At 70.4% G+C, this 11077-nt stretch carries 12 protein-coding genes; 5 read left to right on the top strand and 7 right to left on the bottom strand.

The annotated features are described in order from the left end of the window. A partial coding sequence (locus tag E3O49_RS08285) for a YhgE/Pip family protein (RefSeq protein WP_160141057.1) occupies window positions 1–966 on the top strand: 966 nt, incomplete at its 5' end. Between the two features lie 31 nt (window positions 967–997). Here the strand turns inward: E3O49_RS08285 and E3O49_RS08280 are convergent. The 3 genes from E3O49_RS08280 to E3O49_RS08270 form a co-directional block, all read right to left on the bottom strand. Then, window positions 998–2230, bottom strand: coding sequence for a baeRF2 domain-containing protein (locus tag E3O49_RS08280; protein WP_134367917.1), 1233 nt, complete (start codon window positions 2228–2230; stop codon window positions 998–1000). 136 nt (window positions 2231–2366) lie between these two features. Beyond that, on the bottom strand, window positions 2367–2735 hold the full coding sequence (locus E3O49_RS08275) for a DUF4440 domain-containing protein (RefSeq protein ID WP_134451337.1): 369 nt from the start codon (window positions 2733–2735) through the stop codon (window positions 2367–2369). Between the two features lie 15 nt (window positions 2736–2750). Continuing rightward, entirely contained in the window at window positions 2751–3389 is a 639-nt protein-coding gene (locus E3O49_RS08270) for a TrmH family RNA methyltransferase (RefSeq protein ID WP_134451335.1), read from the bottom strand. Between the two features lie 69 nt (window positions 3390–3458). On the opposite strand from E3O49_RS08270, the gene E3O49_RS08265 reads away from it, so the two are divergent. From E3O49_RS08265 to E3O49_RS08255, 3 genes are read left to right on the top strand one after another with little or no spacing between them, the layout of a single operon-like run. Then, on the top strand, window positions 3459–4724 hold the full coding sequence (locus E3O49_RS08265; protein ID WP_134367923.1) for an Nramp family divalent metal transporter: 1266 nt from the start codon (window positions 3459–3461) through the stop codon (window positions 4722–4724). Between the two features lie 4 nt (window positions 4725–4728). After that, window positions 4729–5373 (top strand): metal-dependent transcriptional regulator, encoded by a 645-nt coding sequence (locus E3O49_RS08260; RefSeq protein ID WP_166787192.1) that lies wholly within the window; start codon window positions 4729–4731, stop codon window positions 5371–5373. A 53-nt stretch (window positions 5374–5426) separates the two neighbouring features. Further along, window positions 5427–6227: an HAD-IIA family hydrolase gene (locus E3O49_RS08255; RefSeq protein ID WP_134367925.1), complete on the top strand. Its 801-nt coding sequence runs from the start codon at window positions 5427–5429 to the stop codon at window positions 6225–6227. A gap of 130 nt (window positions 6228–6357) precedes the next feature. On the opposite strand, the gene E3O49_RS08250 is transcribed toward E3O49_RS08255, so the two are convergent. From E3O49_RS08250 to E3O49_RS18805, 3 genes are all read right to left on the bottom strand, one after another. After that, the gene (locus E3O49_RS08250; protein ID WP_134411296.1) at window positions 6358–8238 is read right to left on the bottom strand and encodes a hypothetical protein; all 1881 of its coding nucleotides are present in this window, start codon (window positions 8236–8238) and stop codon (window positions 6358–6360) included. Continuing rightward, window positions 8238–8786 (bottom strand): orotate phosphoribosyltransferase, encoded by a 549-nt coding sequence (gene pyrE, locus E3O49_RS08245; protein WP_134367929.1) that lies wholly within the window; start codon window positions 8784–8786, stop codon window positions 8238–8240. Before pyrE ends, E3O49_RS08250 begins: the two co-directional genes overlap by 1 nt. Window positions 8787–8862: 76 nt before the next feature. Continuing rightward, window positions 8863–8985, bottom strand: a complete 123-nt coding sequence (locus tag E3O49_RS18805) for a hypothetical protein (protein WP_255572883.1) — start codon at window positions 8983–8985, stop codon at window positions 8863–8865. A gap of 136 nt (window positions 8986–9121) precedes the next feature. On the opposite strand from E3O49_RS18805, the gene E3O49_RS08240 reads away from it, so the two are divergent. Beyond that, window positions 9122–10054, top strand: coding sequence for a LysR family transcriptional regulator (locus tag E3O49_RS08240; RefSeq protein WP_134367931.1), 933 nt, complete (start codon window positions 9122–9124; stop codon window positions 10052–10054). 69 nt (window positions 10055–10123) lie between these two features. Here E3O49_RS08240 and E3O49_RS08235 read toward each other — a convergent pair whose 3' ends face one another. After that, the gene (locus E3O49_RS08235; RefSeq protein WP_241976196.1) at window positions 10124–10975 is read right to left on the bottom strand and encodes an ABC transporter permease subunit; all 852 of its coding nucleotides are present in this window, start codon (window positions 10973–10975) and stop codon (window positions 10124–10126) included. Between the last annotated feature and the right edge of the window lie 102 nt (window positions 10976–11077).

The following is an 11077-nucleotide window of genomic DNA, read 5'->3' as shown; positions in this document are numbered from 1 at the left end:
CTGGCAGCCGGCGCCGAGAAGACGTCGACCGGGGCCGCAGCGGCGGCCGCCGGGGCCGGCCAGGCCGCCGTCGGCGCCGGGAACCTCGCCGACGGAGCCCGGCAGACCCACGACGGAGCCGTGGCCGCCGCCACCGGGGCCGACAGCGCCGCCACCGGAGCGTCCTCACTGTCGGCAGGGGTCGGCAGCCTGCGGGACGGTCTCGGCGAGCTCCAAACCGGCGCGGGGACGCTGCGGGACGGCCTGGCCACCGGCGTCACCAGCATCCCGGACTCGACTGCGACCACCCGCTCCCTGCAGGGGTCGACGATCGCCGACCCGGTCTCACTGCAGACCGCGGCCGTGACCTCGGCCGGCACCTACGGCGCCGGGCTGGCCCCGTTCTTCGCCAGCCTGGCCGGCTGGATCGGCATCTACGCGTTGTTCCTGATCGTGAAGCCGGTCTCCCGGCGGGCCATCACCGCCCTGCACTCTCCCGTGCGGATCACGGTGGCCGGCTGGCTCACGCCCGGCCTGCTCGGGATGGCCCAGATGGCCGCCCTGTTCGCGATCCTGGCCGGCGTGCTGAAGTTCGAGGTGCACAACCCGGCCGGCACGTACCTGATGATGGGCCTGGCCGCCCTGGCGTTCGCGGCGATCATCCTCGCCCTGAACGTCTGGCTCGGCAGCGTCGGTCAGTTCATCGGCCTCGTGCTGATGGTGGTGCAGCTCGTGACCGCCGGCGGCACCTTCCCCTGGCAGACCCTGCCCGCGCCGCTGGCCTGGCTCCACCACGTGGTGCCGATGAGTTATGCCGTCGACGGCATCCGTCAGTTGATGTACGGCGGAAACCCGGCCACGGCCTGGTCCGATGCCGGCGTGCTGCTGCTCTGGCTGGCCGGCGCCCTGGTGCTCGCTTTCATCGGCGTGACCCGGATGACGCATTTCCGCACCCTGCGCGACCTGCGGCCCAGCCTGATCGGCTAGGCCGCCGGCCTCTTCGTCTCCAGTCGTCCTGCTACTCCTCGGGGCGGGAGGTGGCGCGACGACGCGGGAATGTCACCGCGTCGCCGCGGCTGGGCACCGCCGGCCGTTCCGACTCCTCGGCGGGAGCCGCTTCGGCCGAAGACGGGAGGGTGGACCAGCGCAGCAGGGCGGCAGCGCTCGTCTCGACCGGCAGTTCACCGGCCGATACCACGATCACCCGCGCATCCGTCAGGATCGCCGCGCGGACCAGGGCGTCGGCGGCCGGCACCGAGCCGAGCTCGCCGGCGCCGAGGGCCTCTGCCGAGGTGGCTGCCAGCCAGGGCTCGCGGTCGAGGGCGATCAGGGTCTCCGCCGGCGTCCGATCAGGGGCCAGCAGCAGCACGTCGACCTGGCTCTGCTGGAGTGCGCGCACCACGGCCGCGAAGTCCATCTCAGAGAGGCCGCTGCCCTGTCCCGTCCCCAGCCGCTCGAGAACATCGTGCTCCTCCCGCGCGAGAATCGCCGCGAGGTGGCGGTTCAGGTCGGTTTCGAGTTCCTCCTGCGTGGCACCGCCCGGGCGGGTGTTCGTGGGCACGACGTGCAGCACCTCGCGGCTAACCGGCGAAAGCTGGTCGACGAGAAGCTGCCGCGCACGCACGTCGCCGGTGAGCACGAGCAGTTCGGCCTTGCTGTCCTGCACGATCTCGTCGATCGCGGCGGCGATCTGGCCCTCGTTGCGCTTCCATACCTCCTCGGTGTGGTGCTGGTAGCGCCCATTTGCGAGGAAGTCGTCTTCGGACCCGACCTTCGTGAGGAATTCGGTGTCGCCCTCCACCTTCACCCTGGAGACCGGATGCGGGCGACTCAGCCGGTAGAGCGTGATCTCGCCGCCGTCCCGCCCGACCTCGGCCACCACGTAGCTGAGGTCCCGTGGGCGATGGATGAGCAGGGGCATCAGGTTGGGCACCGGCCCGTAGGAGACCAGCAGGTCGCCGAGCGGCTCCCCCGAGAGCACCTCGTTGATCTCAGCCACACCCTGCCGCACGACCATCAGCCGACCCATCGGGCCGCCCACCCCGGGCGGCTCCTCGCTCAGCTCGATGATGGTGCTGGCGTCGATCTCCGGCGCACCGGCCGCGGTCAGCGCCTCGCGCAGGGTGCGCTGGCGCAGGGCGGAGGTGCGCCGGGGATTCTGGGCATCCTGGGTCACGTCCACGTAAGCGCTTGACACCGAACCGGGTCGACGGAACAGCTCCGCGAGTCCTTCATTACCGAAATCAGCCATGGCGGGAGTCCCTTCTACCGTGTTTGCTCAGCACGGTAGCCCGCGGCCGGAGGGTTGACAACCCGGCCTCGGCGCGGCGGACGGACACCCAGGAGGGCGCGGCGAACACGCCCCGCAGACTCCGGGAAGACGCCGCCTAGATCGCGGTCTGCTGGTGCGCCGCGACGCACCAGCCGCCGTCCTTGAAGACATAGGTCGTCGACGCGTTCGCTTCGGTCACCTCGTCGCCACGGTGGGCGATGAGCCGGTAGACCAGCACGCCGGCATGATCGTTCAGCCGCACGACGGCCGGGTCGCGCAGCTTGTAGCTCGTGACCGGGGAGAGTGCCTGGAAGAAGGCGGGGGCCTCGTCGCGGGTGACGACCCGGCCCGGCAGGATCAGCAGCCCGTCGCTGGTCATCGTGCTCCGGTAGTAGGCGCCGCCGCGGCCGGCGAGGATCGCCTGCCACCCTTCGTGCTCTTCGTGCAGCAGTCGGGCGGGGAGATCGTCAGTGATCGAGGTCATGACCCAACGCTAGACCTAAAGCTTGGAGAACCGGTGCTGCAGCACCCAGTTGTGCATGGTGACGGCGGCCGCGGCGGAGGCGTTGATCGAGCGGGTGGACCCGAACTGGCTGATCTCCACGACGGCGTCGGCGGCGGCGATCGCCTCCCCGGACAGGCCGGGGCCCTCCTGGCCGAAGAGCAGCACGCAGCGCTCGGGGAAACTGAAGGTCTCGATGATCACGCTGCCCGGCACGTTGTCGATCGCGATGATCGGCAGGTCCGCCGTTTCGGCCCACTCGACGAAGGATGCGACATCCGGGTGGTGCAGCACGTGCTGGTACCGGTCGGTCACCATGGCGCCGCGCTTGTTCCAGCGCTTGCGGCCGATGATGTGCACCGTGTCGGCGGCGAAGGCGTTCGCGCTGCGCACGATCGAGCCGATGTTCATGTCGTGCTGCCAGTTCTCGATGGCCACGTGGAACGGGTGCCGTTTCTGGTCCAGGTCGGCGACGATGGCCTCCATCGACCAGTACCGGTACCGGTCGATCACGTTGCGGGTGTCACCGCGCTCGAGCAGCTCCGGGTCGTAGAACGACTCCTCGGGCAGTTCCCCCTGCCAGGGTCCGACGCCGTAGGTGGACAGTTCGGGCGTGGGGTTCTGCGGTTCTGGCACCGCTCCACCGTATCCTGCCCGGCCGGACCCACCCTTTCGGGCTCCCTAAATCCGACGTAAGATTTCGGCATGCCTAAAACGGATGCGCCGGCTGCCCCGGTGACCGATCGCCCGACCACCGTCGCCTCCACCCGCCTGCTCTGGCTGCTCGGGCCGGCCCTCGTCGCCGGCGTCGCGTACCTGGACCCCGGCAACGTGGCCAGCAACATGACGGCCGGCGCCCGCTACGGCTACCTGCTCGTGTGGGTGGTCGTGGCCGGCAACGTGATGGCCTGGCTGATCCAGTACCTCTCCGCCAAGCTCGGGATCGTCACGGGCACGAGCCTGCCGGAGATCCTCGGGGCGCGCATCCGTCACCCCCTGGCCCGCCGGCTCTACTGGCTCCAGGCGGAACTGGTGGCGATGGCCACCGACCTGGCCGAGATCATCGGCGGCGCGGTGGCGCTCTACCTGCTCTTCGACCTGCCCCTGCTGGCCGGCGGCGTGATCACCGGGGTCATCTCCATGGTGGTGCTGGGCGTGCAGACCCGGCGAGGGCCCCGCGTCTTCGAGCGGGTCATCATGGCGCTCCTGCTCATCATCACGGTGGGGTTCACCGCCGGGGTCTTCTTCGCCCCACCGGACCCGGCCGGGGTGCTGGCCGGGCTCGTGCCGCGCTTCGACGGGTCCAACTCGGTGCTCCTGGCCGCCTCGATCCTCGGCGCGACGATCATGCCGCACGCCATCTACGCGCACTCCGCCCTGACGCGGGACCGGTTCCCCTCCGTGGGCACCGACGCCGCGACCCCGCGCCTGCTCTGGGCCACCAAGTGGGATGTCTCCATCGCCATGGTGATCGCCGGAACGGTGAACCTGTCGATCCTGCTGCTCGCGGCATCCGCGCTGCAGGGCGCGCCGGGGACCGACACCCTTGAGGGCGCCTACCTGGCCCTGCGAGACACGCTGGGGCCCATCGTCGCGACCGTGTTCGCGGTGGGGCTGCTCGCGTCCGGGCTGGCGTCCACGTCGGTCGGCGCGTATGCCGGAGCGGAGATCATGCACGGCCTGCTGCGGCTGCGGGTGCCGCTGCTGCTGCGGCGCGTGGTCACGTTGATCCCGGCCCTGGTCATCCTGGGCGGCGGGTTCGACCCGACCGAGGCCCTCGTGCTCAGCCAGGTGGTGCTCTCGTTCGGCATCCCCTTCGCGCTGATCCCGCTGGTGTGGCTCACCGCTCAGCGCGGCGTTCTCGGGGAGTACCGCAACCGCTGGTTCACGACCGCCGCCGGCGCTCTCGCCGCCCTGCTGCTCGTGGCGCTGAACGTGGTGCTGCTCGTCCTCGTCTTCGCGGGCGCCTGACTCCATGGCGCTGACCAGCCCCGCCACCGAGGACTACCTCAAGACCATCTACGCGCACACCGAATGGCAACCTGACCCGATCACTCCGTCGGTGCTGGCGCTGCGCCTGGGCGTCGCGCCGTCCTCCGTCACCGAGATGGTGAAGAAGCTGGCCGCGGCCGGACTGATCACCCATGTGCCCTACGGGCCGCTCACCCTGACGACGGCCGGTGTCCTCGGCGCGACCGCCGTGGTGCGCCGCCATCGGCTGATCGAGACCTGGCTCGTGCGGGAGATGGGGTACGACTGGGACCAGGTGCACGACGAGGCGGAGATCCTCGAGCACGCGCTCTCCGACCGGTTGCTGGCGGCGATCGACGACCGCCTCGGGCACCCCGCCGCGGACCCGCACGGCGACCCGATCCCCGCGGCCGACGGCACGCTGGTGCGCGCCCCCGCGGTACTGCTGGCGGACGCCGCCCCCGGCCACGTCGGGACCGTGCTGCGCATCAGCGACCGCGACCCGGCCATCCTGCGGGGCCTCGGCGCCGACGGGATCCGGCCGGGAACCCGACTGACGGTGGACGAACCGTTCGCCGTGCGCCTGCCGGCCGGGGGCATCCGTCACCTGACGCAGTCGGCGGCCCGATCGATCTGGCTGACAAAGTAACCAGCGCGAAACCTCGCCCCGATAGTCTGGACCGTGAACCGAGGGAGCACCCAATGACTAGCCGTGACGAGATCGAATGCTGGCTGACCGACATGGACGGCGTGCTCGTGCATGAGAACAGCCCGCTGCCGGGTGCGGCGGAGTTGCTGGAGCAGTGGAGCGACGCCGGGACGCCGTTCCTGGTGCTGACCAACAATTCCATCTTCACGCCGCGGGATCTGAGCGCCCGCCTGCGCGCGTCGGGCCTGAACGTGCCGGAGGACCGCATCTGGACGTCGGCCCTGGCGACCGCGGACTTCCTGAAGTCGCAGGCGCCGGGCGGCACCGCGTTCGTCATCGGCGAGGTGGGCCTCACGACCGCGCTGCACGAGGCCGGTTTCATCATGACCGAGACGAATCCCGACTACGTCGTGGTCGGCGAGACCCGCAACTACTCGTTCGAGGCCATCACCAAGGCGATCCGTCTGCTGCTGGCCGGGGCCCGCTTCATTGCGACGAACCCGGATGCGACCGGTCCCAGCGCCGACGGCCCGCTGCCGGCCACGGGCGCGATCTCTGCCCTGATCACCAAGGCCACCGGGATGGAGCCGTACGTGGTCGGCAAGCCGAACCCGATGATGTTCCGCTCGGCGATGAACAAGATCGGCGCACACTCCGAGAACACGGCCATGATCGGCGACCGGATGGACACCGACATCATCGCCGGGATCGAGGCCGGGCTGCACACCATCCTGGTGATGACCGGCATCAGTGACGCCGCCGAGGTGAGCCGTTACCCGTTCCGACCGGACGAGATCCTCGCCGGCGTGCACGAGCTCGTCTCCGCGGAGCCGCAGGAGTCAGACGAGATCTGAGCCCGTCCCGCGCCGCCCCGCTGATCACCCCTGCTGCCGCTGCCGCTAACGAATTCGACGGAGATTCGGCCCTAAAAACACCGTTTTGGACCTGAACTGGCCTATTTCGGCAAAATCTCCGTCGAATTCGTCAGGCGGCAGGGGCGGGGCCGGGACCCGCGAGGCTCACCGTGAGCGGCTTGCCGGAAGACCGGCTCACGAAGCAGTAGTAGGACCGGGGGCCGCCGGTCCACTGCAGTTCGGTGATCGGGTAGCTGCCCTGCACCTGCAGGTCGGGGAAGGCCCCGGCCGCGGCCAGGTCGATCACGCCGGGGGTGCTGCAGAGCACGTTGATCTGACCGGCGAGCTCGGCCTCCCCGGGGAAGGCCGTGGTGTCGTCACCGGCGAACACCCCCCGGTACACGAGCTGCGCGGAGTGCGGGGCGCCACAGTCCGAAACCGTGAACTCCTCCTCCCAGGGCGACACGTAGGGCTCGAGGCATTCGCCGCCGAACAGGGTGTTCCACTGGTGCACGCCGGCTGGCTGCGGTCCGGTGACCTCGGGCGTGGGCGTCGGGGTCGGCGTCGGGGTGGCCATCGGCGTGCTGCCGGCGCTCATCGTGGGCGCCGCGACCGGTGTCGGGTCGCCTCCCAGGCTCTGTCCGATGAAGAAGAAGGCGCCCAGCACGACCACGAGAATGACGCCGGCGATGATCCACGGCAGCGACTTCTTGATGTCGATCGGCGGGCGGGCCGAGCCCCCGCGCGAGGCGGTGGAACCGGTCGGCGGCCGGCCGCCCGGGTCGGCATGTGCGGCGGCCGGTAAGGCGTGCGTGCCGGCGGACGTGGTGGTGAGGGCAACGGATGCCTCAGAAGGCTCAGCGGGCGTTGTCGCGCGGGCACCGCCAGCGGGCAACGGAGGCGCAACAGCAGGCGCAGTAGTGATGACGGGCGTGGCATTTCCGGGCCAGGCCTCAGGTCCGGCGGCCTCGGCAGCCCCGGGCGCCGTTCCGTTGGGCGCGGCGGCTCCTGTCACGGCAGCGCCTCCGGCGCCCGCAGCGCCACCTGCGTATGAGCCGGGGGAGGCTGAGGCGGCGACCGAGGCCACCGCTGCGGAGGCGGCGGCAGTTGCGGCGGCCGTGGCCGCGGACGCTGCCGTACCGGCCGCGGCGGACCAGGCGCGGAACCGGCTGCGGGCCGAGACCGGAGCCGGGAGCGCATCCGAGGCCTCGAGCGGCGCGGGTGCCGCGGGTGCCGCGGGCGTGCGAGTCACGCCGGCGATCAGGTCTGCGGCAGCGGTTTCCTCGGCAGTGGGCACGAGCGGGGACTGGGTGAGGGTTGTCCACCAGGGCGCCGGCTCGAGGTCCGCCTGCGAGCGGATGATGCGGGTTCCGCTGGGCACGGCGGAGCCGGAGCCGGTGGGCACGGCCGGAGCCAGGCCCGAGTCAGGGTCGACGCTCCGGTCAGGCGTCGGATCGGCCGGCACGGATGCTGCAGGAGTCGCCGCGCGTGCCGGGGCCGGCGCGTTCGGCGCGGGAGCGAGATATGCGGGAACGAGCGGTGCGGGTGCAAGGTCCGCGAGACGCGGCGGCGAGGAGGCGGCATCCGTGGACGGGCCGGGGTGACCGGGCCGGAACGGTTCAGACCCGGCGGGCGGGTCGGCTGCAGGAACCGCAACGGGCGGGTCGGCTGCAGGAACCGCAGCGGCGGGCACCGGCCGGACGCTCTTGAGCCGAGGATCGGTCTGGGTGGTGGGCTTCAGGCCCCACAGAAAGCCGGCGGTTTTGGGGTGGGCATCGACGGGCGGCACCGGCGGGGCCGGTTCGGCTGCCTGCCCGGGTTTCGGCCACCGGGGGATATGGATCGACCGCCGCGGGGTGAATTCGTCGGGCGTGCCGGGCCTGGCCCCGCCGCCGAGTTGCGAGGCGAGCCAGTCCATGCCGTCTTCGGCGGGCGCCTCGTCTTTCGACGCCCGGGAATTCGACGCCCTGGCCTTCGGTTCCTCGTCGCCCGGAACCTCGTCGAGCGGCACTAGTTCAGCCCCAGGTCCTCAAGGCCGATCGCGTAGTAGTACGGGTAGCCAGCGGCTTCGATCACTTCGCGCGCGCCGGTGTTGCGGTCGACGACCACGGCGACGCCGGCGATGATCGCCCCGACCTTGAGCAGCGCCTCGATCGCGGCCAACGGAGATCCTCCGGTGGTGGAGGTGTCCTCGAGGACGACGACACGCTTGCCCGCGAGGTCGGGCCCTTCGACCTGTCGGCCGCGGCCGTGGTCCTTGGGCTCCTTGCGCACGACGAAGGCGTCGTACGCGGCCCCGCGCGCCGCACCCTGGTGCAGGATGGCCGCGGCCACGGGGTCGGCGCCCATGGTCATGCCGCCGACCGCGGCGACATCCGGGATATCGGCTATCAGGTCGAGCATGACCTGACCGATCAGCGGTGCGACGCGGTGGTCGAGGCTGACCCTGCGCAGGTCGACGTAGTACGTCGCCTTCTTGCCGCTGGTGAGGGTGAAGTCACCATGAAAAACGGCGTCGGCTGAGATGTAGTCGATGAGTTGCTGGCGGGTATCGGTCACAGGACCAACTTTAGGCCATCGGCCGGCCGGTCCACTCGAGGGAGGACGCGGCTCTGACCGGGTGGAACCGAATCGACTAGAAGATGCGAACGAGCTTGCGCTCGGGCACGCGACGGTAGCCATCCTTGTGAACGTCGACCACGACGGCGACGAGGGAGGAGATCACAATGAGAACGAGAACGGCGAGGAGAGCAAACACGGTCGTACCTTTCGAGAATGGAGGCGGATGTCGGGGAGACGGAGGCACCATTGCACGAGTTCGACATTTTTATTTCACCACCTTTAACTTTGCAGCACAATCGTATTATTCTGCAGGGAGTGTGTAGCTTAGCTACATGGATGTGCAACGGCTCGAACTACTCCGGGAATTGGCCGAGCGCCACAGCATCACCGAGGTCGCCCGGGCCACGCACCGCACCCCGTCGGCGGTCTCCCAGCAGCTGAAAGTGCTCGAACGGGAGGCCGGTCTGCCTCTCACCGAGCGCAGCGGGCGCGGCCTGATTTTGACGGATGCCGGACGCGCCCTGGCCCGCAGCGCCACGAATGTGGCGGTCGCCCTCGCCCGCGCCACGGCGGTCTGGGACGAGTTCCGCAACGACGCCACCGGCGAGGTCAGCCTGGTCACGTTCCCGACCGCGGGCGAGATGCTGCTGCCCGGCGCACTGCGGGAAGTGGCCGCGGTGCCCGGGCTCGTCGTGAACTGCACCGACAAGGACCCCGAGCTGAGCGACTTCCCCGCGCTGACGGCGGAGTTCGACATCGTGCTCGCCTACAGCCTGCGCGGCCAGCTGCCCTGGGGCGGCCGCGGCCTGACGGTCGTGCCGCTGATGACCGAGCCTCTCGACGTGGGACTCCCGGCCGACCACCGGCTGGCCACCCGCACCTGGCTCACCCCGGCCGACGTCGTCGGTGAGACCTGGATCGGCGCGCCGCACGGCTACCCGTTCGAGCGCATCCTGCACCAGATCGAGCAGAAGGCCGGCAGCCCCGTCATCGTCGCCCAACAGTTTGCCGACCTGAGGGTGATCGAGGCCTTCGTCGTGGCCGGACTCGGCATCGCACTCGTGCCTCGCTACACCTGGGGCGGCGACCAACCGGGGCGGCTCGTGCTCAAGCCCCTGCGCGGGGTCGATGCCGAGCGGCAGATCGTGGCTCTGATGCGCCCCGACCGGGCCGAGCGCCTGGCCGTGCGCACCGTCGTCGACGTGCTGCGCACCGAGGCCGCCCGGGTGCAGGCCACGCACGCGGCGATCGCCCCGGCCCCCTGACCGCGCCCCTCTCACCCCTCCTCGCGGCAGCGAAAGTTGGCCGCGCAGTGCGGAGAACAGGGACGGGCGTCAGGCGCGGCCGTGGGAGACGCGGGTGCGACGGGACAGGGAGTCCACGATCACGGCGAGCAGCAGCACTGCGCCGGTGATCATGTACCGGATCGACGAGTCGAGGTTCATCAGGGTCAGGCCGCTGGAGATCGACTGGATCACGAGGATGCCCAGCAACGCCGAGTACGCGCTGCCGCGACCGCCGAACAGGCTGGCCCCGCCGATCACCGCCGCGGCGATGGCGTTGAGGTTCGTGTCGCCGCCGCCGCTGCCCTGGTTGGCTGCGGCCAGGCGGCCGGCCGCGAGCACCCCGCCGACCGCCGCAAAGGTCGAGCAGAGCATGAAGACCGAGAGGTAGACGGCTTTCACCTTGATGCCGGCCCGGCGCGCGGCTTCGACGTTGCCGCCGATGGCGTACACGGCCCTCCCCCACCGGGTGCGCAGCAGGAAGAAGTTCATCACGACCACGAGCACGAGGAACAGGAGGAACATCAGGCCCACCCCACGGGCCTGGTTGAGATACCAGGTGGGCACCCCGAGCACCACCAGGAGCCCCACGCTGCGTGCCACGATGGAGGTCGTCGAAATCGCGGTCAACTCCGCTTTGGTGCGCCGCCGGGCGATGAAGACCAGCTGTGCGGCGAAGACCAGGACGGTGAGCACGACGAGCACGTAGGACAGCCAGTCGGGCAGGAACCATTGCTGGGCGAACTGCACGATCCAGGAATCGAAGGGGATGTTGATCGACCCGGTTTTGCCGAGGACCCAGAGTTGCAGGCCGAGGAAGCCGAGCAGACCGGCCAGGGTGATCACGAAGCTCGGCACCCCGAACCGGGTGAACAGGAAGCCGTAGAGCAGGCCGACGAGCATCCCGGCGACGATCGACGACAGGATCGCGAGCGCCAGCGGCCAGCCTTGCGCTGGATGAGCCGTTCGTCCTGCCGGTCCGCCGCGACGGCCGGCGGCTCTGAC

The sequence above is a fragment of the Cryobacterium shii genome, assembly GCF_004402595.1.
In the GTDB taxonomy this organism is placed as follows: domain Bacteria; phylum Actinomycetota; class Actinomycetes; order Actinomycetales; family Microbacteriaceae; genus Cryobacterium; species Cryobacterium shii.
The sequence above is the reverse complement of the archived record's forward strand: the minus strand, read 5'-3'. Positions and strand labels throughout refer to the sequence as shown.